Here is a 24977-nt window from a genome sequence, read left to right as displayed (position 1 = left end):
CAATCAGTGATGCGTTGCTAGCCAGTCGTGGATCTGTTCCTGAGTGGCTTTAATAGCGTCCTGACGGGCATTGATCGTATTGACCGCTTTTGCTGTCGCGATTTTTGCACCTGCTGTTTTCGTGGACCACGGATCGTTCTGAAGTGCCTCCAGGACCTGTGGGTTATTGGAGTGTGCGGCGATTGAGGCGAGGAAGTCATCCTGTGACCACGGAGCCAGATGCGTGCGAATATCTGCCTCATGCTCCTTCACCAGTTGCCACACCAGATCAGGATTTTCGCTCGACGCTGCAATGACGGCCAGTGACCGTGCAATCCGCCCGTTCGGGATGGCTCCGCTATAGGCGAGGGCCACGTTCTTGCGGATCAGATCCGGGTTGGTTGCGCTGGCAAGAGCTGCGAAGTAGCGCAGTTTGAGTTCCGTCGCCTGGGTGGTACGAACTTTGTCAGCCATGAAGTCATATGTCTGGCCATCCGCCGTCTTCATGGCAATGGTCGTAACAGCACCGACAAGATCGGGACGGAGAGAGGCTGGGTTTGCCTTCCAGAGCGCAAAGCGACGCTTGGCTTCCGCAATAACCTGCGGATCGTTGAATGTTCCGAGTGCGCTGATCACCGATGGCCGTAGCATCGTGTCGAGAACGTTCTCGTGCGGTTTTTCGTCCCAGCCCAGACGCGCCAGAACCGGTGCCAGACGGCTGCGAGCATATGTCTGGAAGTCATCACGATCGGCATTGCCGATTTCGTACTGATCAATCGTTTCAAGGCGGCTGATGATCTCTTCCAGAACCGCAATGTCGTTCTCATGCGCTGCGGTCAGAGTATCGACCAGATCCAGATAAGACCCAAGTTTGGCCTGTCCTGACCGGAAAAGGGCATACTGGTCCCCGAGCAGGTTGGCGCGATCAACGGGAGCAAATTTGCTGAGGGATGTTGCAAGGGCGCCGAGCGCGTTCTTGTCATAAGAGACGCGATAATAGCCGCTCTCGCCAAGATTGAGTTTGAAGGCCGTGTCGCAACGGGGCGCCGTGATAGTGACGGGTTCAGTGCCCAGAACAAGGGTCTTTGTCGGAAGTCCGGGGCCGCCAGCCACAACCGGAACGCTCCATGTCAGAGGCTGAGCCTGTGGATCATGGATTGTGAAGCGGCTCTGGGTGAGTGTGTAGGTGGCCTGATCATTCTGACAGAACGATGTGACATTAACCTGCGGGATACCCGGCTGCTCCGTAAAGCTGCGCGCTACCTTGGCAACGTCTTCGCCAGAGGTGGACGAAAGGGCATTCCACAGATCCTGACTGGTAGCATTGCCGAACGCGTGTGCTTTCATGTAGGCCCGCATGCCATCACGGAATTTGTCTTCACCCAGCCAGCCTTCCAGCATCCGAATGACCAGCTCGCCTTTGCCATAGCTGATGCTGTCAAACGCTGAATTTGCTTCACTGACGTTGTGAATGGTCTGCTGGATCGGATGGGTCGTTGAAAGGGCATCAATGCCCATCGTTTCTTCGCGGGTCTCATGCTGGCGTGGCCAGATGTCCCACTGTGGGTTCAGCTTGTCCGTGACCTTGATTTCCATCCAGGACGCAAAACCCTCGTTGAGCCAGATGTTGTTCCACCAGCCCATCGTCACAAGATCGCCAGACCACTGATGCGCCATCTCATGCGCAACGACTTCGTGAATCAGCTCGCGTGTTTTGGGTGTGCTGTTTTTCGGGTCAAACAGAAGCACATTGTCGATGTATGTGAGAGCGCCCCAGTTCTCCATCGCACCGGCCTGATAATTCCCGGGGATAGCCAGCATATCCATCTTCGGGAGAGGATATTTTACCCCGAAATAGCTGTTGTAATACGGCAGAATGCGCTGGGCTGATTCAAGAGCATATCGACCCTGTTCCTCAAGGCCGGCTAGAGCATAAACACTCAGGGGCGTGCCATCAGCCTCTCCATGAACGGCTCCCATGTCACCGGCAACAAGTGCCAACAGGTAGCTGGACATGCGAGGTGTCGGGGCAAAGGAAACGCGCTTGGTCTTCGTGTCCTGCTGCGTGGTGCCGATAATGGGCATATTGCTGACAGCAACATCATCAAACGGCAACGTCACATTCAGCTGGAAGCTGGCCTTGAATGCGGGTTCATCCCATCCGGGGAACATGCGGCGGCCATCAGCAACTTCGAACTGCGTCACCAGCATGCGGCGTGCCTGACCGGTGGCTGACGTATAATCGTTGATGTAGAGGCCATTTGGCGTCTTGAGGATTGGGCCCGTGTAATCGATGGAAAGAGTGTGTGGGCCCTTGGGAACAGGCTGTGAGAAATGCAGCGTGGCAGTTTCTGCAGCGTCATCCTGTGTGATGGTCGCATGCTGCGTCCCATCCAGAACGGCACCAGACAGCTTTAGTCCTGCCTGATTGAGAACAATGTCCTGCGTATCTGTCAGGACCGTGACGTCGATGGTTTCCTGGCCCTTGAGGGTCAGATGTTCCGGGTCTGTTTCGAGATCGATGGCATAGGAGGCCGGAACAACGGTTTTGGGAAGTTGTCCTGGTGTCTGCTGGAAGGAAAACGTTCCTTCGGCATGCGCCACCATGGCAAAGGGAAGACCGGCAAGAAGGGTGCTGAAAGCCAGAAGGCGGCGCATAACGATGCGTATCCTTAATCAGTCAGAATATTGAAGAAACAGCGTAACGCTTTGTTTCAATGGTGGCGCAAGGGTCGCACACTCGGTCCTGACATGAAAGTGGGAGGCAGGTTTGATGCGTCTGTCTCTTTAAAACCAAGACCTCCCACCGCAGCCTGTATGACCACGATGGGAGTGTGTCTTGTGTTGGGGCGTGAATACTAAACGGTCGCCATAAGAGCTGCATTTCCGCCAGCAGCCGTCGTATTGGTGCTGCAGGCCCGCTCCTGAACCAGCCATTCCAGTGGGTAACGTCTGTCTGCGTCTGGTGTGTGCAGGCAGACTACCGGTCCGTCTTTACGTTCCAGTGCGGCCAAGACCTGCTTGCGGTCTGTTGCATCGCCATTGCACAGCGCCATATCCACCTGAACGTCTGTTGATAGTGGGAGGATAGAGTCTCCTAGGGCCGCAGGCGGTGGGGGCAGACGGCGCCAGATTTCCGCAGGGATCGCACAGGCGTTTCCAGTAGAGAGGGCATCGGTGATTTGCTGACACAGATCCTCAAGTGTAGGCCCTGCGCACAGCACGGTGCCTCGTGCTGTCAAAGTGTAAACGTTGTCTTCTCCGACAGGGCCGGGGAGGGAAAGGGTTGTTCCCAAAGGCGTTCCGGTAGGCACAACGGCTCTGAAGTCTGGTGCTATGGCCCTTAACCACTGCCCGGCAAAATTCAGAACAACTGGCAGGTCATGGTGCGCCAGAGCACCCAGTTCAGGGCGTCGGGACAGAAGGCGACGCAGGTAAAGCGGACCACCTGCCTTCGGGCCCGTTCCGGAAAGGCCATGCCCCCCAAACGGCTGAGACCCGACGACGGCGCCCACGAGGTTGCGGTTGACGTAAATATTTCCCGCATCTGAGGTGGCTTTAAGGTCTTCAATCGTACTGTCGATGCGTGAATGGACGCCGAAGGTCAGGGCATATCCGGTGTTGTTGATGGCAGCCATCAACTGCGCGCGTTCTTCGCGGCGATATCTGACAACATGCAGAACCGGCCCAAAAACCTCTCGCCGCAGAGCTGACAAACTGTCGATTTCAATCAGGGTCGGCGGCACAAAGGTCCCGTTTGCGCACTCTTCAGAAATTGCAGACTGATGGATCGAAAAACCACGAGCGCGCATGTCTTCAATATGGCTGAGAATTCCGCTCTGAGCCTCTTCTGTGATGACTGGCCCGACATCTGTCTGCGGGAGAGCTGGATTTCCCGTACGCAGTTCTGCCATCGCCCCTTTGAGCATCGTCAGAACACGATCCGCGCTATCGTTTTGCAGGCACAGTACCCGGAGTGCGCTGCATCGCTGCCCAGCACTGTCAAAGGCGGAAGACAGCACATCCCCGACGACCTGTTCGGACAGAGCTGAGCTGTCCACAACAAGTGCATTCTGGCCGCCCGTTTCCGCAATCAGAGGAATAGGTGTGCCATCTGCATTCAGGCGCCCGGCAAGCTGCTTTTGGATCAGCTTTGCGACTTCCGTCGAGCCCGTAAACAGAACGCCGGTTATGCGGGGATCGACGACGAGCGCCGCTCCGATTTCGCCGCCACCTGGAACAAGTTGTAGGGCTTCTACTGGCACTCCGGCATCATGGAGAATGCGGATAGCTTCTTGCGCAATGAGAGGCGTTTCTTCCGCAGGTTTGGCGAGAACGCTGTTCCCGGCTGCCAGGGAAGCAGAAACCTGCCCCAGAAAAATGGCGAGAGGGAAGTTCCAGGGGCTAATGCAGACGACGGGACCCAGTGGCGCAGCATTTTCAGCAGTAAATTCACGGCGGATCTGGGCAGCATAATAGCGCAGGAAGTCTACAGCCTCGCGGATTTCAGACACCGCATTGGCAAGGGTCTTTCCGGCTTCCCGGATAATCAGTCCCATCAGTCTGGGCATGTCGTCTTCGAGGCTCTGAGCGGCCTTCTCCAGACATGTAGCGCGTTCGGAGACTGGTGTGTTCTTCCAGACATCAAAACCCGTTACGGCTTTGCTGATGACAGCCTCTACGCTTTCGACAGCCGTGGGTTTGATATACCCAATGACATCTGACTTGTCGGCAGGATTAACGACATTGTCCCCCACTGTTTCACCAAATGAGGCCTCCTTATTCAGGGCAACACCAAGTGTTTTCAGAGTGTTTTCGTCTGCAAGATCCAGCCCATGCGAGTTTTCACGCTCAGGCTGGAAAAGGTCGCTCGGCTGGCGCAGTGTGCTGGGGAGGGCATTGGCGGAGAGCGTGACGGGGTCGGTAATCAGCTCTTCCACCGACACTGCGGGATCCTGAATTCGGTTCACAAAGGACGAATTCGCGCCATTTTCCAGTAGGCGGCGTACGAGATAGGCCAAGAGCGTTTCATGCGTGCCCACGGGCGCATAGACGCGGACAGGCCGATTCAGCTTTTCCGGACCAACAACTTCTTTGTACAGCGTTTCTCCCATGCCGTGCAGGCATTGAAACTCATAGGATTCAGACGTGAAATTCGGGCCTGCCAAGGCGTGAATGCTGGCCAGCGTCTGCGCATTATGCGTTGCAAACTGTGGGAAAATGGCGTCTGGAGCAGCCAGAAGCTTCTTGGCGCAGGCAATGTAGGAAATGTCGGTATGGATCTTCTGCGTGAAGAGCGGAAAATCCTCCATCCCATCGACCTGAGCACGTTTGATTTCACTGTCCCAATAGGCACCCTTAACCAGCCGGACCATCAGGCGGTGACTTGTGCGACGGGCCAGATCAATCACCCAGTCGAGTACGAACGGCGCACGCTTCTGATAAGCCTGAACAACGAAGCCAATGCCCTTCCAGTCTTTCAGGGCTGGGTCGAAACAAAGCGTTTCCAGCAGGTCCAGAGAGAGCTCCAGCCGGTCTGTCTCTTCAGCATCGATGTTGAAGCCGATGTCATAGTGACAGGCAAGGCGCGCAAGTGCTGTCAGGCGAGGGCCCAACTCGGCGAGAACGCGTTCCCTCTGGAGGCGGCTATAGCGCGGATGAAGGGCAGACAGCTTGACTGAAATACCCGGGCCTTGATAGGCGCCAGCGCCTGCTGATGCCTGGCCAATAGCGTGAATGGCCGTTTCATAGTCACGGTAATACCGATCAGCGTCCGCCATGGTCGTGGCAGCTTCTCCCAGCATGTCGTAGGAGTAACGGAAGCCTTTTGCGACAAGGGGCTTGCTGTTTTCGAGCGCCTTCGCGATGGTTTGGCCAGTTACAAACTGCTCACCCATCATGCGCATTGCCATATCGACGCCCTTGCGGATCACAGGCTCACCGCACCGCCCGATCAGGCGTTTGAGGCTTCCCGGCAGCGCTTTCGTCTCTTCCGTCGACAGGACCTTGCCTGAGACGACCAGTCCCCAGGTTGCTGCGTTTACGAACAGGGAAGATTTGCGACTGATATGCTCATGCCACTGGCCGTTCCCGATCTTGTCGCGAATGAGGGCGTCACGCGTGGGAAGGTCAGGGATACGAAGCAGGGCCTCCGCCAGGCACATCAGGGCGACACCCTCCTGAGAGGAGAGATCGTATTCCTGCACCAGATCCTGAACGATGCCGCTACTGCGGCCTTGACGAAGAGCTTCGACCAAACGCCTTGCTGTCTGACGGGCGAGCGCAGCCTGATCGTCCTCAAGGCGAGCCTCATGCGAAAGCTCCGTCACCCGCGGGGCTTCCGCTACACGGGTGTGGTCGGTGATGGCCTGACGTAGCGGAGACCGCGGCGGAACGATGGCTGCAAGGGACGCGAAAGGTGAGGTCATGAGGATACCGCTGTTCTGATGGTCTCTCACAGATATTGAAACGTTTGCGAAACAGGTGCTGGTATTTTAAGGGAGACGACGAATTAAATTCGGTTTATCGAATTTATGGAAAATTATATTTAGCAGGTGGTGCGAAGTGGATGACATAGATCGCAGAATTCTGAGGTTTCTTCAGAAGGATGGCCGCATCACGAACATTGATCTGTCACGGCAGATTCATCTGAGCCCGGCCGCTACGCTGGAGCGCGTCAAAAAGCTGGAGCAAAGTGGGGTAATCCGCGGCTATATGGCCCGTCTGGATCCTGAAACCGTCAATCTTGGGCTGCTTGTTTTTATTCAGGTTACGCTGGATCGGACCAGTCCGGATATTTTCGAGGCATTTTCTAAAGCACTCAAAACCATTCCTCAGGTCAGTGAGTGTTACATGGTTGCAGGTGGGTTCGACTATCTGGTGAAGGCACGGGTCAAGGATATGACCGCATATCGTAATTTTCTGGGGAAAACCCTGACCCGGCTCCCAGGGGTTCGGCAGACGCACACCTACACTGTCATGGAAGAGGTCAAGGCCGATCCCGAATTGCCGATCTGACGGCCATCATTTTCCCAAGTAGGCAGGATGACGGTATGAGGAACGTTACCTTACCCGCGTTCTAACAATGGAGACGCTCCGCCAGATGATGACGCGCCTTTTCCCGGTCTGGGCCATTCTGGTCTCGCTGGCAGCCATCGTGCTTCCCGCGCCGTTCCTGAAACTGTTGCCGGTCATCACACCGCTGCTCGCGTTCATCATGTTTACGATGGGTGTGTCTCTGACAGTGCAGGATTTTTCCCGCATAGCCCGGCGCCCTTATCCTGTTCTGGCAGGTGTAGGATTGCATTATCTCGTGATGCCTTTGGCAGCATGGGGTATTGCGCATCTGCTCGGTATGCCTCCCGGCTTAGCGACAGGCATGGTTCTTGTGGGCTGTGTCTCTAGCGGCACAGCCTCCAATGTGATGATTTTTCTCTCCAAAGGGGACGTTGCCCTGTCCGTGAGTATTAGTGCGCTGTCTACTTTGGTGGGAATTTTGGCAACACCATTACTGACAGGGCTGTATGTGTCTGCGGGTGTCTCTGTTGATAGCTGGGGGCTGTTTCGAAGCATCATTACCATGGTTGCGTTACCGGTTTTTGCCGGTGTGATCGTCAACACGCTGTGGCATCGGACCATCCAGCGGATTGAGAGCGCCTTGCCACCCGTGGCCATGGTGTCCATTTTGCTGATCATTGGTTGCGTGGTCGCTGGCGCCGGTCCTTCTCTGGCTCAAGCTGGCCCCCTCCTGATCCTCGGTGTCATCCTGCATAACGCTATTGGCTTGTTGGGCGGATACTGGGGCGGCAGACTTCTGGGCTTCGATGAGTCTGTCTGCCGAACGCTTGCTCTTGAAGTCGGGATGCAGAACTCGGCGCTCGCCGCAACTCTGGGCCGTCTTTACTTCTCACCCCTTGCAGCGCTGCCAGGAGCAGTTTTCTCCGTCTGGCACAATGTGTCCGGCTCCGTTCTGGCCGCATACTGGGCTGCGCGGCCTCTCAGTAAGGGCACGTCACGGATCAAGGCGCCTTGAGATAATCCTGTATTCGCGGAACCATGAAATCAAGAAAGGCCCGCACTCGCGGTGGGCTCTGATGTCCTGCAGGGAAGAGGGCATGAATGTCTTCTTCGTCCTGTATCGTGGCATCATTCAGAACTTCAACCAAACGGCCAGTCTTCAGGTCTTCACGAACATGATATTCGCCAAGCCGTGCCAAGCCGACGCCTTGCAGGGCCATACGCCTTACCGTTTCACCATTATTCGCCAGAAGGGGACCGTGCACGCGGCGGTCAATCAGCCGCCCTTTTTCCTGAAACGGCCAGACAGGGGTTGTGCGCTGGAAGTTGAACCCAAGGCATTGATGGCTGTCTAAATCCGCAACGGTCTGAGGCGTTCCGTGGCGTTCAAGATAGGTGGGTGAGGCTACAATTCTGCGTGGCACCGCCCCCAGGTGACGGACTGTGAGGCCTGAATCCTGCAGTCGGCCGACACGGAAGGCGACGTCTGTCCGGTCAAGGTAAAGGTCCGTTACGTCGTCAGAAAGTGAGAGATCAATCAGGATTTCTGGATAGGCATTCCAGAACGCGGGGAGGAATGGCTCCAGTCCAAGGGTGCCGAACGCAACGGATGCATTGACCCGGACCGTCCCTGTGGGCTGCATGGTTCCCGTTGTGAGGCTGCGTTCAATATCATCGAGATCAGCTATCAGGCTGACAGCGCGCGTATAATAGGTCTGTCCCTCCTGCGTTACGGAAAGGCGGCGGGTCGAGCGTTCGATCAGGCGGACACCCAGACGGGCTTCAATTCTGGCGATGAGCTTGCTGACGGTTGACGGCGTCATGACCAGCAGCCGGGCGGCTTCCGAGAAACTGCCGCTTTCGACTACCCGTAGAAAAACCTGCATTTCGCCAACGCGATTGTCCATCTCGATCTCATCTATGAACGGGTTGCAGGAACTTTGTTCAAAGCGCGCAAATTTTAAGGCGCGCATGACGCCAAGCGTGGATTGTCAGCTGCTTGAACAAGGCCGCTGGAAATGTTCTTCGCTACGAAACAGATTAAGAGATTTCCAGAATATATCGTTTAAAATCAAAATTCAGGCGGCTCTTTCTCCGAGCCGCCTGAACCTGAAGTTTAGTGAGCCGAACGAACGTCGTTGCTCTTTTCACGGATAGCCCGGAACTCGGAGCCACCCTTCCACGTCGGCCAATCATGCGAGAAGGCCGCATTATATCCGACCTGGCGGACAACATCGACGTCCTGCGCCGCACCTCTTACGTCCCAGTCAGGGCTCCAGGCATCGCAAGCCTGATGATAGCAGGCCATATACGCAGTCAGCCATTTGCTGCCTGCGGCTGTTCCACCCTGAAGAAGATCGAACGGGCCAGCCATATCCATAACCGCGAGAACGGGCACGCCAGCCCGGGCGAAGGGCAGATGGTCCGCACGGTAGAAGGCTCCGCGCTCCGGCATAGCTTCCGGCTGGGTTGTACGGCCCTGCTTAAGGGCTGCGGCTGCGAAATCGTCCTGCAGAGTGTCCTGTCCAGCGCCGATAATGAAGGCATTATGAGCCGGGCCTGCCATCTGAAGCACATCCATCGTCAGGTTGGCCGCAGTCTTGTCCAGCGGTGCCAGCGGATGTGCGACATACCAGCTCGATCCCAGAAGGCCGCGCTCTTCGCCTGTCCAGGATGCAAAACTGACAGTCCGTTTTGGTTTCGGCCCGTTCTTGAAAGCCCGTGCGATTTCCAGAACGGCTGCAATACCCGAACCATCGTCAATCGCTCCACGCCGAATAACGGTCTTGCCCGCGGCGTCAGTGCTTTTACCAAACGCATCCCAGTGCGCGCCGAACATCACGGTTTCGTCGGGATAATCCGTGCCCGTGATCTTGCCGATGACGTTCTGGCTCTGGAGGTGATCGACCTTGACCGGCATGTCCACTGAAAGCGTGGTGTCATGAATGTTGACCGGATGGAAATCCGGCGAACGCGCCTGACGACGCAGACGGTTCAGATCCAGCCCGGCGCGCGCAAACAATGTTTTGGCTGCATTGCCTTCAATCCAGCCGATCATCGGTACGGACTTCAGGTCTTTATCGTCGTGAAGAATGTCATATTCTTCACCCTGAGGTGCGACGACCGTGCTCCAGGGATAGGACGCACCCGGAGTATCATGAATGATCAGCGCTCCGGCTGCACCACGACGGGCTGCTTCTTCAAACTTGTACGTCCAGCGCCCGTAATACGTCATGGTCTTGCCGCCAAAGCGGCCAGCGACAGGCTCTTCTGGTCCAGCATCGAAATCAGGATCATTCACCAGAAAGACCGCAATCTTGCCGTGCAGATCAACCTGCTTGAAGTCATTCCAGCGACGTTCCGGTGCCGTCACACCATAGCCTACGAAGACCAGAGGGACGTTCGACAGCTGAAGCCGTTCGATCGGCTGGAGCGTCGACATGACGATATCTGTCAGCTGATGAAGCGGCAGAGCAGCCTGACCCCGTGTCTTGATCGTGGCGATTGCTTTCGGATCAGGGCGGGTACGGATCATGGGGACATTCTGCGTCCATCCGCCATTTTCGCCGCCAGGTTCCAGTCCAAGCTTCTGGTACTGATCAATCAGCCACTTGACTGTGACGGCCTCACCCGGGGTGCCAGGGGCACGTCCTTCAAATGAGTCGGAAGCCAGAACCCGCATTGTCTCCGACATCCGAGCCGGGTCGATAGGGCCGGAGGCGCCTGCGTCAGACGCCGCATGGGCCCCGGAAACGCCGATTGCAAGCGGAGCTATCGCGAAAGCGGCAAGAGCGGTAGCCAATTTCAGGCGGTTTCGAAGGGAAGATTTGTGCATCATGTCCTCAGTCTTTGTCATAACGCGTGTCTGACGAGATGAGGCACACCTTACACATCGGATTGCTGATCAGGAAATGGCATAAAATCATCGGAGTGGCTGGTTGACGGAAAACGAGTGGCACCCCCATCTACGATTCATGACCACTCTCACCATTCCGGTTCTCCTGTCCCGCCATCCTCCCGTTGAGGGGAGTGAAGGCCTTTGTTATGGGCGACAGGAGATGGAACTCAGAGCGGGGTGGGAGGCTCAGGCCGCTGGCCTGCTGACCCTTGCAAAGGGCGCAGGCTGTTTAGTCATCTACACGTCACCATCGGCCCGGTGTCTGTCTGTCGCGCGAAGACTTGAGGCGCAGACTGGTTGGCCGCTGCGCTTGGATGACCGGCTACTGGAACTAAATTTTGGCCAGTGGGAAGGGCTATCCTGGAATGTTGTGCCGCGTGTGGCTCTCGATAGCTGGGCCGAAGACCCTGAAGGGTTTTCTCCCCCAAAAGGTGAAAGTGGGCGAGCGCTACAGGAGCGTGTACAGTCTTTCTGGGCAGACCTCGTTCAGGCCGGAGAGGCTGCGTTAGTCATTTCGCACGGCGGCCCACTTCGTCTCCTTGATGGGCTTGCCAAAGGAGAAAGGGCGAACCTGCTAGCACCTTCAATGCCGCAGGGCAGCAGCAGGCTCCATTACGTCAGCGTTTGATCCACTCACGTCGGTCCGGGTTTCTTGTTTCCCAGCCCATGCGCTCCAGTTCTGGCGTGTTGGCATGGGCTGCAGGATATCCGATGCAAAGATACGCGATAAGGTTCCATCCCGGCTCGGCATCGAGAAGGTCTGACACGTGCTCGGGCTCAAGAATGGAGACCCAGCCCAGCCCAACACCTGCCGCCGTTGCAGCCAGCCAAAACGTATGGATAGCCATCACAGCCGACCAGGTCGTTGTTTCCGGCATGGTCGCACGTCCGAGACCATGTCCTTGATCCGGAAATGTTTCGCAGAAGACTGCGACATGATGCGGGGCATCATCTAATCCGGCCAGTTTGAGCGTCGCATAGGAAGCTGCTTGTTCGCCTTCATATCCCTGAAGGGCTTCCTGGTTACAGGTTTCGAAGCTCTTCCGAACGGCTGCTTTTCGCTCCGGGTTTTCAACGAGCACGAAGCGCCAGGGCTCACTCAAACCAACGGAAGGCGCCAAAGTCGATGCATGCAGGAGATCATTCAGCACCGATGTGGGCAGAGGATCACGTTGAAAATGTCGCGCATCCCGACGCCATGTGAAAAGGCGCTCCAGATCTTTTCTGAAATCGTCTGAAAAGGCTGGTACCGTCATGGTTTATCCGTTGCGTGCAAAAGGTTTGTCAGCGGCCGCCGTCAGGACACGGGATGCCAGAGGCCCGAAGAGCAGTCCGATCGTCGCCCACAGAACGATCTGCATCCCTAAGGCTGCCTCGCGGAAACGCCAGAGCACTGCTGCCGGGAAATCTGTTGGAACTTCATTGATATCAGGCATACCGGCTTGTACGGCGGCCACCAGAATGATGAAGACACCGAGAGAGGCTAGCACACCGTTCCAGTGGCCCAGGCGCCGGATGAGTGGTCGGCTGACCATATAGGATGCCGCTGCCGCGCAAAGCGACAGAGCGATCATACCGAAATAGGCTCCGGTTCGTAGGCCAATGGTGGATGGAAGGCCAACGGCAGGGGGATTGGGAGGATATTTCAGGTCCGGCACCAGCACGAACACAACGAATGCTGCGGCTGCCAGAAGTGCAGATAAGGCTCGCGGCGAAAAGCGGCCTACGCGACCATATGCAAAAGCAAAAATAGTCGCGAAAATGCCGCCGTAAGCCGCGCCATACATAACGGCAGCGGTGAGAAGCCCGAAAGACGCCTGTATGCCTCGGCTGATAATTTCCGGTTCAGGCGGATCGCCAGCAGCGAGGTCTTTCGCGCTCTCGAATGCAATCGCAAGATTGACCTGCGGCTCTCCAAAAAAACGCGCAAACACGAACGCAAGCAATGCGGCAGAAATCCCGGCAATCATGCCGCGGCTCAAAAGACGACCTGTCATGAAACGATGCTGCGTTTAGTGGCAGGGGAAGCCGAGAAGATGGCGCCCATCATGAACAAATTCATGAACTGCGTGCCCTGAAACCAAAGACGTCGCACCTTGTTCTGCACCAACAAAATAAAGCAGCAGAAGGCTGAGCACGACCGTAAAGGCAGCCCATGGAAGGAGCGTGCGGATCGGCAGCGCAACCGGTGCGGCGATGCTGGCGGGCAGGTGGGACGGGGAAAGGCTCTGGCTCATAATAGGCTCCGCTGGAAAAGCGCGTTCTGCGGTTGAAAATTGGTAAAGGAGGTCTGGCTTCGCAACGTGATTTCACGAGCATTACAGTGGCGCGACCGCACCGGATTTGCACCGGCTTCTCCCTGCTTTCGCTAACAGGGAGGATGTAACCTTTCGTGCGGGAGTGTCAACTTTTCCATGCTGAGGCCAGCACTGTCAGGAGAACGCACTCAGCGAGACTGGCCGTTGCTCCGAGTACGTCTCCGGTATAGCCGCCAAGCATTTTCCGGGCTACGGCGCGAACTCCAAGCATCGTGAACAGTGCGGCAAGAATAGTCTGAAGACCTAGGTGTGCGGGGAGGCAAATCACCGTCACGCAAAAGCCAGAGAACAAGGCGCCCAGTAGCTGATCCCGTGTCAGGGTGGAGAGCTGCTTTGCCAACCCATTGTCACGAGCAGGCTTTGTGAGGAACGTCAGGAGTGGGAGTACCGCGCGGGATAGCGCTCCCGTTACAGCCATTGCCGGCAAGACCATTGAAGGAGGCAGCGCTGCTAACGTCGTAACGCGGACGATTAAGCTGATGCCCAGAGCTACCGCCCCGTAGCTGCCGATACGACTATCGCGCATAATGGTCAGGCGCTTTTCAGCGGTATGACCTCCACCACAGCCGTCCGCCATATCCGCCAGTCCATCTTCGTGCAGCCCTCCGGTTAGGAGAATTTGTAGGCCAACGCTCCAGGCTGCTGCTACCAAAGACGGAACATTCAAGGCGCTCAGCAGCAAGAACATTGATGCGCTGAGAATACCGACAAGCGCCCCAACCAGGGGCCAGCACCAGACAGACCGCGCCAGAGACCAGTCCTGTCCGCTGACGCGCAGCCATCCCAAGGGAAGGCGGGTCAGCAGGCCCGCACCACAGGCGATGTCTTCTCGAATGGTGCGCCAAAGCCTCATTGAATGGAGACGTCTGATTGGGAAACAGCAGCCTCTGCGAACGTCGCCATACCGTTGTGGCAGGCTAATGCCGCTCTGAGGATGGGAATGGCAACCGCAGATCCTGATCCCTCTCCGAGGCGCAAGCCCAGATCCAGTATTGGTTTCAGCCTGAGGGCATCTGCCAACCTGCGGTGACCAGCTTCAGCAGAACAATGCGAGAGATTTGTGTGGTCGAGTGCTGAGTCGGTCAATTTGATCAATGGCAGCACGGCTGCGGTACAGACGAAGCCGTCAAGCAGAACCGGGATACGATGGTGTCTGGCGGCCAGAACACTTCCCAGTATAGCGGCCAGTTCGTAACCACCCAGACAACGTGCGGCATCCAAGGGGTCGTTAAGTGACGCCGCGTGCAGACACAGAGCCTCATCGATCACAGAAGCCTTCAGATTGACGCCAGCCTGATCGAGACCCGTTCCACGGCCTGCCCAGTCTGCGCCAGTGCCCCCCAGAAGTGCTGCGCAAAGTGCGGCGGAGGGGGTTGTGTTGCCAATACCCATTTCGCCTGGGCAAAACAGATCCAGCGCGGGGGATACGGCGGTGTATCCGACCGAAACCGCGTCAAGGAATTCCTCTTCGCCCATAGCTGGGGTCGCGGTAAAATCTGCTGTGGCCTTTAGATTTTGGACGGGTACAACAGCAAGGTCCGCACCAGCATTCCGGGCAAGCTGATTGATTGCTGCGCCGCCACTCTGGAAATTCGACACCATCTGGGCCGTAACATCCGAAGGCCACGGAGATACCCCCCGGCGGACCACACCATGATTTCCTGCAAAAATCGTTATCTGAACGTGTTCCAGCCTTGGTTTCTGATGGCCCTGCCATTCACCGAGCCAAATGGATAGCTCTTCCAACCGCCCGAGGCTGCCGGGAGGTTTGGTCAGAGTTGCGTCTCGCTCCGCTATCAGGGCGGCGACTTTCTGGTCGGGCTCTGGAAGTGACAGGCAGGCAGTGCGAAGTTCTGCCATGCTGGCGAAAGGGGGCTGACAGGACGAGGGCATGATGTGCGGTGGCATGACAGGTCTTTTGTGCTGTTATCAGGGACCATGCAAGAAGAAGGCGCAGGAGACATTGTGGCACAGACCATCACGCAAACAGGACTACCGGATGTGTCACTGGTCCTCGGGGGCGCCAGGTCAGGAAAAAGCAGGATCGCTGAGGCAATCATCACTGGTCTTCCGGCCCCTTGGGTTTATCTCGCGACCGGTCGGGCTTTTGATGAAGAAATGCAGGCCAGGATAGATTTGCATCGTACCACCCGTGGGAACAAAGGGTGGCGTACACTTGAAGAGCCATTTGATATCGCTGGTGTCTTACAGGTCGAGCAGGGCGCGCCGGTCTTGGTTGATTGCCTGACTTTATGGCTGACAAATCTCATTCTGGAAGATCGTAATGTACACGCCGCGACGAAAGACCTCCTCGAGGCGTTGCAAGCACGGAAAGGCCGGACCGTTCTTGTGGGTAACGAGGTAGGGCTCGGAATTGTCCCGGACAATGCCCTGGCTCGTCGTTTCCGCGATGAAGCGGGTCTTCTTCATCAGAAGATCGCCGCAGTCGCCGGAGAAGTGCTGTTTGTGGCGGCGGGTTTGTCTTTGAAAATGAAATGAGCCCATTTCCCGGGCTTTGACACGCTTTCATCTCAGAGATAGGAGAGGATTTGATGGTTCCTCTGAGAAGAGGATGAAAAGGGAAGCTGGTGCGGCCTTAGAAGTAGGTCAAACCCGGCACTGCCCCCGCAACTGTGGACGGTTTTCTGTTCTGCCCGTCTTTCTTTCAGGAAAGGCAGCCACTGGATTTCGATCTGGGAAGGCCCGGTGGGAGAGGAGGTGCTAATGGCGCCTCAGCCGTGAGTCAGGAGACCTGCCGTCTGAGCCAAGTGTCATGATCCGGCGGGGTGCCCGGACTGTGAGGGCACGCCATCATGTGCGTGTCACTTTCGCGACTGCGAAGGCCTTTCATCGCGCCTTTTGTTATGCCGTTGTGGCTGCAAGAGAGACGAAACCATGGCAGATCCACTGCCTCATGCTGAAGCGGGCCAGTCATCCGTTTCGCCAGTTTTCCACGTCTGTGTGACGTGTCGTCGCGGTCTCCCGGTTGGGAATGACCCTGTTCAGGGGCGGCAGCTCTACGATGCCTTGCTTGACCAGGCTGCTGAAGGTGATTTCAGCGTCCAGCCCGTTGAATGTATGGCAGCCTGTAGCCGAGGCTGTATTGCCACGCTTTCCATGCCGGAAAAATGGACTTTTGTTCTAGGTGAACTTGGTCCGGAAAAGCTGTCTGACCTGCTGGCTTACCTTCAGCTTTACCGGGCATCGAAAACCGGAACAGTGATGCCGTCCAAGCGACCTGCATCGCTTTCTGATATGGTTATCGCCCGTCTTCCATCTTCATTGTCTGCTTCACAGGAACTTTCATGATGTCCCAGACTGTTTCAGGCTCCGGTCGCAAGATTCCGGTTACGATCATCACGGGTTTTCTGGGGGCAGGAAAAACAACCCTTCTGCGAAATCTTCTCGCACAGGCTGATGGGCGCCGTATTGCAATCGTCGTGAACGAGTTCGGTTCGCTTGGGATTGACGGCGAAATTCTGCGGTCCTGCGGGATCGAAGGATGCGCTGACGAGGATATCGTCGAACTCACCAACGGATGCCTCTGCTGCACGGTTGCAGACGACTTCATTCCGACCATGGAGGCTCTGATCGATCGTCCTGATCCGCCAGAGCACATCGTGATCGAGACATCTGGCCTTGCGCTGCCCAAGCCTCTTCTCAAGGCATTCAGCTGGCCCGGGATCCGTACCCGCATGACCGTTGACGGTGTGATTACGCTGGTGGACGCACCTGCTGTCGCCGCTGGTCGCTTTGCGGACGATCCGGAAGCTGTTGCTGCACAGCAGGCTGCTGACCCTTCTCTGGATCATGATAACCCGTTGGCTGAAGTCTATGAAGACCAGCTGAATGCGGCGGATCTTATTGTCTTGAACAAGACTGATCTTCTGGACGAAGCCGGGATTGATGCGGTTGAGAAGGGCATTACCGAGGCCGTGCCGCGGAAAGTTATTACGCTGCGGGCAGTAGAGGGACGACTAGACCTTGCTGTTCTGCTGGGAATTGGTGCCGGTGCGGAAGACGATCTTCAAGCGCGCCCGTCCAATCATGATGGCGCAGATGACCACGAACATGATGACTTCGAGAGTTTCGTCGTGGTCCTTCCGGAGCAGAAAAGTGCGGAAGCATTACTCAAACGCCTGAGCGAGGTTGCGGGGCAATTCGATATCCTCCGCATGAAAGGCTTTGCCGCCGTGCAGGGTAAGAAAATGCGATTGGCCGTGCAGGGTGTCGGAACCCGTTTCCGTCATGAATTTGATGTGCCTCTAGATGCAGGCCGCGACGGGCGTCTCGTCGTAATTGGCCAGACAGGCCTGGATCGCGCAGCCATCGAAGCCGCATTGCTGGCGGACTGACCTGATGCATCTGCTTGTCCGGGAACGACACGGAATAGACGATCAGGACGTGGCCGAGGATCTCGGTCATGCGCCTGCTGACGTCGTGTTTCTGTCCTTCTCGGATAGCGATCTTCTGGCGCTTGAGCGGGCGTACTCTAATCTGAATGAGCAGCCCCCAAACGGCGCAGGTTTTTCGCTGCGGTTGGTCAATCTTGCTCGCCTCAGACACCCCATGTCGGTCGATTTATATGTTGAGCAGACCATAGCATCGTCCCGCTGCGTCATCGCACGGCTTCTTGGTGGGGTGGATTACTGGCGCTATGGGGCGGAAGAACTCCGGAATTTTTGTAGCAGGAACAGCATTCCACTGGCTCTGTTGCCCGGAGATGCCCGTCAGGATGCACGGCTTGAAGAGTGGTCGAGCGTTGAAGCCGAAAAGCATTCCAGACTTACGGGGTTTCTGAGGGAAGGTGGTCCTGAGAATGCACGTCGTGCCCTTTTGCTCATGGCTCATCTTGCCGGATATGGAGATGACGTTTCAGGGCAACCCGCGCCGCTCCCCCCAGCTGGAATTTATCGCCAGACGACAGCGGGTTTTTCTTTAAGAGCCACAATCGTTTTCTACCGCGCTCACCTTCTGGCTGCAGATACAGCAGCGATTGACGGTCTTGCCGATGAACTGGCAAAGTCCGGGGTCGCGACAGATGTTCTATATGTCGCATCGCTGAAGAACCCGGATGTTGCCGAGTGGATTCAGCGCCGGCTGATTGAAACTCAGCCAGACATTGTTCTGAACGCGACCTTCTTTTCTGCGCGCGGAAAAGACGGGGCATCTCCTCTTGATATTGCTGCTGTTCCGGTTCTTCAGGTTTTGCAGCCTGGTGTGACAGCCTCGGCCTGGGCTGAAAGCGGGCGCGGCCTCTCGCAGTCCGATCTTGCCATGCAGGTCGTTTTGCCAGAACTTGATGGGCGAATTTCTTCCTCCCCGATCTCCTTCAAATCCGAAACAGTTCCGGGAGATGCGGCAAGGCATATGCCCTTTCAACCGGGTATTGCCGCTGCTGCAGAGCAGGCTCTCGCATGGGCAAGGCTCAAAAAAACACCTCCGCGCGAAAAGCGTCTTGCGATTGTCCTTTCTGATTATCCCGGTGCGGATGGACAGACTGCACATGCCGTCGGGTTAGATACTTTTGCCAGCGTTGAATCCATCCTGCAGGCCTTGAAACAGGCAGGGTATGACTGTGGAGCTGCGAAAATTCCCACCAGTAGGGCGTTGGTGGGAGCTCTGTGTGAAGACCTGCCGCAGCCCTGCTTGTCTCTGAACGATTATAACGAACTCTTTGCGCGCTTGCCCGCTCCCTTCCGGGACGCTGTGACCCAGAGTTGGGGCACCTCTGCGGAAGATCCCGCTGTTCAGGACGGTTCATTTTGTCTTAAATTCATGGTGTTTGGTAATGTTGTAGTCGCTGTCCAGCCTGATCGTGGCAGCGCGCAAGACCGTAAAGCCCAGTACCACGACCCTGATACACCCCCACGCCATGCCTATATCGCGTTCCACCTCTGGCTACGTCATGTCTGCCAGACAGATGCAATGGTTCATCTTGGAACGCATGGCACTCTAGAATGGCTTCCCGGCAAAGCTGTAGCGCTTTCCAACCAGTGTGCTCCCGCCGTTCTTCGTGGCGCTTTGCCGGTTCTGTATCCCTTTATCGTCAACAATCCGGGAGAAGCAGCCTCGGCGAAACGTCGTCTCGGCGCAGTCATCATCGGACATATGACACCGCCTGTTATGAAGGCCGGACTTGATCCGGACATGGCAGAGCTGGAACAACTGATCGATGAGTTTGCAGAGGCGGATGGTCTGGACAGGCGTCGTGGCGCCATTCTGAAGCGTGATATTCTGGACCGAGCCTCGCGAATGGGGCTTTTGAGCGAAAGTGGAGTCAAAGCGGGCGAAGGTGACGAAGCAGAGGCTCTGGCGCGGCTGGATGCTTATCTATGTGATCTGAAGGACCTTCAGATCCGTGATGGTCTGCATGTTTTTGGTCAAGTAGCACCGCATGCCGAGAAATTGGCCGAAATGGTGTCTTCTGTAGCAAAGGCGCCCCAGCAATCGGTTTCTACTCTGATCGAAGCCAGCGCAGATGCGGAAGTGAAGGCACTTCTGGCTGGGCTGGAAGGACGGTTCATTCAACCCGGGCCGTCTGGTGCGCCGACACGTGGGCGGGTGGATGTTCTGCCGACCGGCCGCAATCTTTTCACGCTTGATCCGAGAGCTGTTCCAACGGCTTCTGCGGTAGAGCTTGCCCGAACGCAGGCAAAGCAGATCCTGCTGTGTCATTTGCAGAACGAGGGCGAGCCGCTTCAAAGCATCGTTATAGATCTGTGGGGTTCCTCCACCCTGCGCACGGGGGGAGAGGATCTGGCACTGGCTCTGATCCTAATGGGAGTTGACCCCACGTGGGATGCGTCGAGCGGTCGGGTATCAGGATTTGAAATTACGCCACTTGCAGTTCTCGATCGTCCGCGTGTCGATGTGACACTTCGAATTTCAGGATTGTTCCGGGATGCCTTTCCAGCACAGATTTCTCTTTTCGATCAGGTGGTTGAAGCTGTTTCCTGTTTGGAGGAAGGCGAGGAATGGAACCCGTTGTCTGCCCGTGTGAGAAATCTGGAAGGTGATGCTCGAAAAATTGCTGGAGCGCGGATTTTTGGTGCAGCGCCCGGTACGTACGGGACAGGCATTGAAGACGCTCTCACGCGGAGTAACTGGGAAGACCGGTCTGAGCTCGGCCAGTCCTATCTGGCCGACAACGACTGGATGTATGGTGGCGGTCGTGACGGGACACGTAGCAGCGCAGCATTGGCCCAAAATCTGGCACGGGCAGATGCAATCCTGCATGTGCAGGACCATGCAGAGACGGATATTCTCGAAAGCCCGGATTTTGCTGCTCATGAAGGTGGGCTTGCAGCAGCGGCGGCTTTGCTAGGGGCCGATCCCGTCCTTTGGCATGGCGATACGTCCCGTGCGGACGCGCCCCGTCTTCGGAGAGTTGAAAACGAAGTGAAGCGCATCGTTCGAGGGCGTCTGGCCAATCCCCATTGGCTGGCAGGGATGCAGCGGCATGATTATCGGGGAGGCGCCGAAATTGCACGGGGACTGGACGCGCTCTGCGCTTTTGCCTCGACCCTTTCTGTTCGGTTTGACCAACAGTTTGACCTGGTATTTGCCGCAACGCTTGGCGATGACACCTGTGATGCTTTCCTGAAAAGCGCTAACCCTCAGGCACGTCAGGCAATGCGCACGCGGTTCCAGGATATGATCCGTCGAGGCCTCTGGCACCCGCGCCTGAATAGCGTCTCTGCGATGTTGGAGAGTGGGAGCGAATGACAGTTCCCCCCCTTGTTCGCGGCTGGTGTCCGGATATGTTCGCGCCGATGGAAGCACGAGACGGATATCTGGTCCGTATCCGTTCCCCGCTCGGTGGTTTTAACGGGCCACAAGTACTGGCTATTGCAGAGCTGGCACGACGTTTCGGAAACGGCGTTGTTGAACTGACCAATCGTGGCAACGTGCAGTTGCGAGGATTTTCTTCGACGAGTGCAAAACTCGCGTTAGAAAGCGCACTGGCAGAAGGGCTCGTAGATCCTGATCCAGCAAAAGAGCGCCGAAGGGCCATTCTGGTTTCACCCCTTGCGGGCTTGGACCCTGAATGCGACCCGGAAACGTTAGGCGTCGCCCAGTCGCTTCAGACGGCACTTCTTGAAGAAAATGCATTGTCGGCGCTGAGCGGCAAGTTCGGTTGGGCCGTTGATGGTGGCGGGTATGTTCCAGAAGGCACGTTATCAGCGGATATTGCCCTTCAGTCCCGCGCGGATGGATGGTCAGTTGTCTGTGGTGCTATGGAAACCGGAGTGCTGGATAACGCTCGGGCTGTCAGAGCAGCCGTGGTGATGTCCCGGATTTGTGCAGAAAATTCTGACCTTGGCCGACCATCGCGAGACACCGATACAGCAGCATTCGTCCACGCGAAGGCCGGGCTAGAGGGCATTCCGTGCAAACGGCAGGGTACTCGTCCGGTGTCTCTCATAGGGCCCCTGCCGGGGAAGGTCATGGGTGTTGGCCTGCCATTTGGTCGATGCCATGCCAAAGACTTGGAGGTTCTTGCCGAACTTACCGGGACATCACGGCTGCGGGTTACACCGTGGCGTAGTGTTCTCCTGCCGCAGCAGGACGGAACATGGCCCGGCTTCATCACCAGTTCGGTAGATCCATTGTTGAGAGTGGAAGCCTGTATTGGCCGTGCCGGATGTGCGAAAGCCACCGCAGATGTTGTCGAGACAGCCTTGGCTCTGGCATCTGATGTGCCGCCCGGCTGTGTGCTGCATGTTTCAGGCTGCATAAAGGGGTGTGCGCATCCCCGTGCGGCAGATATGACGCTCGTTGCCGATGACGGGCATTATGAGGTTGTGCGCAATGGGCGCACAACAGATACGCCATCATGGCACGGCAGGGATATTCCGCAGATACGGGCCTTGTTGCGTCATGAATTGAAGGAGACACAGGTTTGAGCGCCGGACCCTCTTCCTACGACTATATTCGGGATGGCGCGGCCATTTATGCCCGGTCCTTTGCAACGATCCGTGCAGAGGCCGATCTGTCGGGTTTTACGCCTGAACAGTCCAAAATTGCAGTGCGCATTATCCATGCATGCGGAATGGTGGAGGTCGCAGCATCAGTCGCCATGACGTCTGATCTTGTTAGCAAAGCGCGTGCAGCGTTGCAGGCGGGTAAGCCAATCCTGTGTGATTCCGAGATGGTCGCCCATGGTGTTACGCGCGCCCGGTTGCCAGCCAATAATGCCGTTATTTGCACGTTGCGCGATGAACGGACGCCAGATCTTGCCAGACAAATTGGCAATACGCGCTCTGCCGCAGCTCTTGATCTTTGGGGTGATCAGATTGAAGGAGCTGTTGTAGCGATCGGGAATGCCCCGACAGCGCTTTTTCATCTTCTTGAGCTCATTGATGCAGGTGGCCCGCGCCCCGCGGCAATTATCGGTATGCCTGTTGGTTTTGTGGGAGCCGCAGAGTCCAAGGATGCTCTGGCGGCTCGCTCTGACCTCGCGCATGTCATCGTACGTGGCCGACTGGGCGGAAGCGCCATGGCTGCCGCTGCCCTGAACGCCCTTGCCAGCGAGGCAGAATGACAGCTGCAACAGTTTACGTCGTCGGCGTAGGGCCGGGTGATCCGGAACTTATGACGCTCAAGGCAGCGCGGGTTATTTCAACAGCTCCCGTCATCGCCTATTTCTGCCGCCATGACAAAATGGGCCATGCGCGGAAGATTGCTGACACGCATATTACGCCGGGCACGAAAGAGCTGCGTTTTGCGTATCCCTTTACAACGGAGCGCCTCGTTAATGATCCGTCCTATCATCCTGATATGTCGTCGTTTTACGATGAGTGTGCGAAGCAGATTGCGGTCGAAATAGAGGCTGGCCGGAGCGTTGCTCTTCTTTGTGAGGGTGACCCGTTTTTGTATGGCTCCGCCATGTATGTGTTTGATCGGCTTGAGCCTGTCGGACCTTGCGAAGTCATTCCTGGAATCACAGGAATGAGTGGGTGCTGGACGCAGGCGGCACTCCCCATGACGCATGGTGATGATGTCCTGTGCGTCCTGCCTGCCACTATGCCGGAAGATGATCTTGCTCATTGGCTGGAGCAGGCTGATGCAGCCGTTGTGATGAAACTGGGACGCAATCTTCCAAAGCTGCGCACAGCGCTGGAACGTGCAGGTCGATTGCAGGATGCCGTCTATGTGGAGCGGGGGACGCAGGAAGAAGCCCGTGTTCTGCCACTGAATGACATGGATGGTACGGCTCCTTATTTCTCTCTGGCGTTGTTGCCAGGCCGCCGGGGTGTCCGGTGAGCCGGATCTTCGTCATTGGTCTCGGGCCGGGAAAGCCCAGCCAGCGAACGCCTGAGGCTGAAGAAGCACTTGCCCAGGCAACAGATGTCATAGGATATGGCCCATACGTAGATCGTGTGGATTTGCCAGCGCATATCACTCGCCATCCATCGGATAATCGTGTCGAACTGGATCGCGCTCGCCATGCCCTCGAACTTGCGGAGCAGGGGCGTTGTGTGGCGATTGTGTCAGCCGGGGATGCGGGCGTGTTTGGCATGGCAAGTGCCCTGTTTGAAGCCATCGATCACGAACCAGATCGATGGAATGGTATGAATGTCACGGTCATTCCCGGTGTTTCCGCCGTTCTGGCTGCCGCAGCCCGTATTGGCGCGCCCCTCGGGGGAGATTTCTGCGTCATGTCTCTGTCAGATAATCTCAAGCCTTGGGAGACAGTCTGCCGGCGTCTGACGTTGGCCGCGCAGGCGGGCTTCGTGATTGCGCTCTACAACCCCCGTTCAAAGGCACGTCCCTGGCAGTTGGGCGAGGCTTTCGAAGTGCTGCGTCAGGAGTTGTCTGGAACTGTGCCTGTTGCCTTCGCAAGGGCTATTGGAAGGAATGATGAAAGGCTGCACCTAACCGATCTGAGCCATGCTGATCCCGAACTGGTGGATATGAGTACACTTGTCCTGATCGGGACCACTCTGACACATCGCATCGAGCGGCCGGATGGGCAGGCATGGCTTTATACGTCCCGATCTGTGCCCGCGTGATAATGGCGCTCCAACCAGTCCAGCGCGTCTTCGACGGTCGGGACAGTCTCCGTCCGCGGCAGCGTCGGGCGGTCAATCATGATAACGGGCAATTTCAACGCTCTGGCGGCAATCAGCTTGGCGGCCGTCGCATCAGCTCCAGCATTCTTGGTCACCAGAACCTGTACCGCATGATCTCTCATGAGCGCGATTTCGCTGTTCACCGTGAACGGAGGGCGGGCGAGCAGAAGCGTGACGTTAGACGGCAGGGACAAGGGATCAGGCTGGTCGATACTGCGCAGAATGTAGCGATGATGCGGAGCCTTCTGGAACGGCAGCAGGTCCTTGCGGCCCGTCGTCAGAAAGACTGTCCGTTCGGCGGTCCCCAGCGCTTCTACGGCGGCATCAATACTGGGAGCGAACGTCCATTGATCGTCAGGTCGGGCTTCCCAGCTAGGGCGGTCTATCCGAAGCAGAGGAAGGCCCATTCGCACACAGGCCGTCACGGCGTGGCGGCTCATTTGTGCGGCGAACGGATGGGTCGCGTCCACCACCGCATCAATGTTCTCTGCGGCCAAGAACGTTTCCAACCCCGATATGCCGCCAAAACCGCCAATGCGCACAGGGATCCCGGGAAGAACTGGATTTTTCGTTACGCCAGCAAGAGAAAAGACTGGCTCGAAATCCTTTCTTTCCGCGAGATATTGCGCCAGTTGGTTGGCCTGTGTTGTGCCGCCAAGGATCAGAACGCGCATGGACTTGGTTCCT

General features: G+C 56.8%; 21 protein-coding genes and 1 riboswitch. Of the genes, 11 read left to right on the top strand and 10 right to left on the bottom strand.

Annotated features, from left to right (window positions below; genetic code table 11):
• Positions 1-3: 3 nt before the first annotated feature.
• Together M2305_RS15095 and putA are read right to left on the bottom strand one after the other, a co-directional pair.
• Positions 4-2637 carry a M1 family metallopeptidase gene (locus M2305_RS15095; protein WP_264649892.1) on the bottom strand — a complete coding sequence of 878 codons (2634 nt, stop codon included), beginning with the start codon at positions 2635-2637 and terminating at the stop codon, positions 4-6.
• Between the two features lie 200 nt (positions 2638-2837).
• Positions 2838-6407: a bifunctional proline dehydrogenase/L-glutamate gamma-semialdehyde dehydrogenase PutA gene (gene putA, locus M2305_RS15090; protein WP_264649891.1), complete on the bottom strand. Its 3570-nt coding sequence runs from the start codon at positions 6405-6407 to the stop codon at positions 2838-2840.
• Positions 6408-6543: 136 nt separating this feature from the next.
• Between putA and M2305_RS15085 the strand changes: the two genes are divergently transcribed.
• On the top strand, positions 6544-6996 hold the full coding sequence (locus M2305_RS15085) for an Lrp/AsnC ligand binding domain-containing protein (protein WP_046901941.1): 453 nt from the start codon (positions 6544-6546) through the stop codon (positions 6994-6996).
• Between the two features lie 85 nt (positions 6997-7081).
• Positions 7082-8011, top strand: coding sequence for a ketopantoate/pantoate/pantothenate transporter PanS (panS, locus tag M2305_RS15080; protein ID WP_264649890.1), 930 nt, complete (start codon positions 7082-7084; stop codon positions 8009-8011).
• Here the strand turns inward: panS and M2305_RS15075 are convergent.
• A complete protein-coding gene (locus tag M2305_RS15075; protein ID WP_264649889.1) occupies positions 7998-8903 on the bottom strand; it encodes a LysR family transcriptional regulator in 906 nt (301 codons plus the stop codon). The genes panS and M2305_RS15075 overlap by 14 nt on opposite strands.
• 209 nt (positions 8904-9112) lie before the next feature.
• Positions 9113-10831: a M20/M25/M40 family metallo-hydrolase gene (locus M2305_RS15070; protein ID WP_211496360.1), complete on the bottom strand. Its 1719-nt coding sequence runs from the start codon at positions 10829-10831 to the stop codon at positions 9113-9115.
• Positions 10832-10970: 139 nt separating this feature from the next.
• On the opposite strand from M2305_RS15070, the gene M2305_RS15065 reads away from it, so the two are divergent.
• A complete protein-coding gene (locus M2305_RS15065) occupies positions 10971-11522 on the top strand; it encodes a histidine phosphatase family protein (protein WP_264649888.1) in 552 nt (183 codons plus the stop codon).
• Here the strand turns inward: M2305_RS15065 and bluB are convergent.
• The 5 genes from bluB to cobT all read right to left on the bottom strand — a co-directional run bounded on the left by bluB (position 11512) and on the right by cobT (position 15105).
• Entirely contained in the window at positions 11512-12150 is a 639-nt protein-coding gene (gene bluB, locus M2305_RS15060) for a 5,6-dimethylbenzimidazole synthase (protein WP_264649887.1), read from the bottom strand. The genes M2305_RS15065 and bluB overlap by 11 nt on opposite strands.
• A 3-nt stretch (positions 12151-12153) precedes the next feature.
• Positions 12154-12891 carry a CbtA family protein gene (locus tag M2305_RS15055; protein ID WP_264649886.1) on the bottom strand — a complete coding sequence of 246 codons (738 nt, stop codon included), beginning with the start codon at positions 12889-12891 and terminating at the stop codon, positions 12154-12156.
• Between the two features lie 15 nt (positions 12892-12906).
• Positions 12907-13131: a CbtB-domain containing protein gene (locus M2305_RS15050; RefSeq protein WP_264649885.1), complete on the bottom strand. Its 225-nt coding sequence runs from the start codon at positions 13129-13131 to the stop codon at positions 12907-12909.
• A 166-nt stretch (positions 13132-13297) separates the two neighbouring features.
• Positions 13298-14065: an adenosylcobinamide-GDP ribazoletransferase gene (gene cobS / locus M2305_RS15045; RefSeq protein WP_264649884.1), complete on the bottom strand. Its 768-nt coding sequence runs from the start codon at positions 14063-14065 to the stop codon at positions 13298-13300.
• Positions 14062-15105 (bottom strand): nicotinate-nucleotide--dimethylbenzimidazole phosphoribosyltransferase, encoded by a 1044-nt coding sequence (cobT, locus tag M2305_RS15040; RefSeq protein WP_264649986.1) that lies wholly within the window; start codon positions 15103-15105, stop codon positions 14062-14064. The genes cobS and cobT overlap by 4 nt, the downstream gene beginning before the upstream one ends.
• Before the next feature lie 45 nt (positions 15106-15150).
• Between cobT and cobU the strand changes: the two genes are divergently transcribed.
• From cobU to cobJ, 8 genes are all read left to right on the top strand, one after another.
• The gene (gene cobU / locus M2305_RS15035) at positions 15151-15711 is read left to right on the top strand and encodes a bifunctional adenosylcobinamide kinase/adenosylcobinamide-phosphate guanylyltransferase (protein ID WP_264649883.1); all 561 of its coding nucleotides are present in this window, start codon (positions 15151-15153) and stop codon (positions 15709-15711) included.
• A gap of 37 nt (positions 15712-15748) precedes the next feature.
• Positions 15749-15986: riboswitch (cobalamin riboswitch) on the top strand.
• Positions 15987-16107: 121 nt separating this feature from the next.
• Positions 16108-16521 carry a DUF1636 domain-containing protein gene (locus M2305_RS15030; protein ID WP_264649882.1) on the top strand — a complete coding sequence of 138 codons (414 nt, stop codon included), beginning with the start codon at positions 16108-16110 and terminating at the stop codon, positions 16519-16521.
• Entirely contained in the window at positions 16518-17567 is a 1050-nt protein-coding gene (cobW, locus tag M2305_RS15025; protein WP_264649881.1) for a cobalamin biosynthesis protein CobW, read from the top strand. The genes M2305_RS15030 and cobW overlap by 4 nt, the downstream gene beginning before the upstream one ends.
• A 4-nt stretch (positions 17568-17571) precedes the next feature.
• Complete coding sequence (cobN, locus tag M2305_RS15020; RefSeq protein WP_264649880.1) at positions 17572-20940, top strand: cobaltochelatase subunit CobN; 3369 nt, start codon at positions 17572-17574, stop codon at positions 20938-20940.
• The gene (gene cobG, locus M2305_RS15015) at positions 20937-22121 is read left to right on the top strand and encodes a precorrin-3B synthase (RefSeq protein ID WP_211502985.1); all 1185 of its coding nucleotides are present in this window, start codon (positions 20937-20939) and stop codon (positions 22119-22121) included. The genes cobN and cobG overlap by 4 nt, the downstream gene beginning before the upstream one ends.
• On the top strand, positions 22118-22759 hold the full coding sequence (locus M2305_RS15010) for a precorrin-8X methylmutase (RefSeq protein WP_264649879.1): 642 nt from the start codon (positions 22118-22120) through the stop codon (positions 22757-22759). The genes cobG and M2305_RS15010 overlap by 4 nt, the downstream gene beginning before the upstream one ends.
• Entirely contained in the window at positions 22756-23481 is a 726-nt protein-coding gene (locus M2305_RS15005; protein WP_264649878.1) for a precorrin-2 C(20)-methyltransferase, read from the top strand. The genes M2305_RS15010 and M2305_RS15005 overlap by 4 nt, the downstream gene beginning before the upstream one ends.
• On the top strand, positions 23478-24230 hold the full coding sequence (gene cobJ, locus M2305_RS15000) for a precorrin-3B C(17)-methyltransferase (RefSeq protein WP_264649877.1): 753 nt from the start codon (positions 23478-23480) through the stop codon (positions 24228-24230). The genes M2305_RS15005 and cobJ overlap by 4 nt, the downstream gene beginning before the upstream one ends.
• Here the strand turns inward: cobJ and M2305_RS14995 are convergent.
• Positions 24203-24964, bottom strand: a complete 762-nt coding sequence (locus M2305_RS14995) for a cobalt-precorrin-6A reductase (RefSeq protein ID WP_264649876.1) — start codon at positions 24962-24964, stop codon at positions 24203-24205. The genes cobJ and M2305_RS14995 overlap by 28 nt on opposite strands.
• Between the last annotated feature and the right edge of the window lie 13 nt (positions 24965-24977).

It is taken from the genome of Gluconobacter cerinus (assembly GCF_025961355.1).
Lineage (GTDB): Bacteria > Pseudomonadota > Alphaproteobacteria > Acetobacterales > Acetobacteraceae > Gluconobacter > Gluconobacter cerinus.
Note: the sequence above shows the minus strand (reverse complement) of the source record. Positions and strands in the feature narration are given on the sequence as shown.

What these genes read in the sequence shown, in the direction of transcription:
- M2305_RS15095 (WP_264649892.1), bottom strand. Translation starts at nt 2,637, where the DNA reads ATGCGCCGCCTTCTGGCTTTCAGCACCCTTCTTGCCGGTCTTCCCTTT.
- putA (WP_264649891.1), bottom strand. Translation starts at nt 6,407, where the DNA reads ATGACCTCACCTTTCGCGTCCCTTGCAGCCATCGTTCCGCCGCGGTCT.
- panS (WP_264649890.1), top strand. Translation starts at nt 7,082, where the DNA reads ATGATGACGCGCCTTTTCCCGGTCTGGGCCATTCTGGTCTCGCTGGCA.
- M2305_RS15075 (WP_264649889.1), bottom strand. Translation starts at nt 8,903, where the DNA reads ATGGACAATCGCGTTGGCGAAATGCAGGTTTTTCTACGGGTAGTCGAA.
- M2305_RS15070 (WP_211496360.1), bottom strand. Translation starts at nt 10,831, where the DNA reads ATGCACAAATCTTCCCTTCGAAACCGCCTGAAATTGGCTACCGCTCTT.
- M2305_RS15065 (WP_264649888.1), top strand. Translation starts at nt 10,971, where the DNA reads ATGACCACTCTCACCATTCCGGTTCTCCTGTCCCGCCATCCTCCCGTT.
- bluB (WP_264649887.1), bottom strand. Translation starts at nt 12,150, where the DNA reads ATGACGGTACCAGCCTTTTCAGACGATTTCAGAAAAGATCTGGAGCGC.
- M2305_RS15055 (WP_264649886.1), bottom strand. Translation starts at nt 12,891, where the DNA reads ATGACAGGTCGTCTTTTGAGCCGCGGCATGATTGCCGGGATTTCTGCC.
- M2305_RS15050 (WP_264649885.1), bottom strand. Translation starts at nt 13,131, where the DNA reads ATGAGCCAGAGCCTTTCCCCGTCCCACCTGCCCGCCAGCATCGCCGCA.
- cobS (WP_264649884.1), bottom strand. Translation starts at nt 14,065, where the DNA reads ATGAGGCTTTGGCGCACCATTCGAGAAGACATCGCCTGTGGTGCGGGC.
- cobT (WP_264649986.1), bottom strand. Translation starts at nt 15,105, where the DNA reads ATGCCCTCGTCCTGTCAGCCCCCTTTCGCCAGCATGGCAGAACTTCGC.
- cobU (WP_264649883.1), top strand. Translation starts at nt 15,151, where the DNA reads ATGCAAGAAGAAGGCGCAGGAGACATTGTGGCACAGACCATCACGCAA.
- M2305_RS15030 (WP_264649882.1), top strand. Translation starts at nt 16,108, where the DNA reads ATGGCAGATCCACTGCCTCATGCTGAAGCGGGCCAGTCATCCGTTTCG.
- cobW (WP_264649881.1), top strand. Translation starts at nt 16,518, where the DNA reads ATGATGTCCCAGACTGTTTCAGGCTCCGGTCGCAAGATTCCGGTTACG.
- cobN (WP_264649880.1), top strand. Translation starts at nt 17,572, where the DNA reads ATGCATCTGCTTGTCCGGGAACGACACGGAATAGACGATCAGGACGTG.
- cobG (WP_211502985.1), top strand. Translation starts at nt 20,937, where the DNA reads ATGACAGTTCCCCCCCTTGTTCGCGGCTGGTGTCCGGATATGTTCGCG.
- M2305_RS15005 (WP_264649878.1), top strand. Translation starts at nt 22,756, where the DNA reads ATGACAGCTGCAACAGTTTACGTCGTCGGCGTAGGGCCGGGTGATCCG.
- M2305_RS14995 (WP_264649876.1), bottom strand. Translation starts at nt 24,964, where the DNA reads ATGCGCGTTCTGATCCTTGGCGGCACAACACAGGCCAACCAACTGGCG.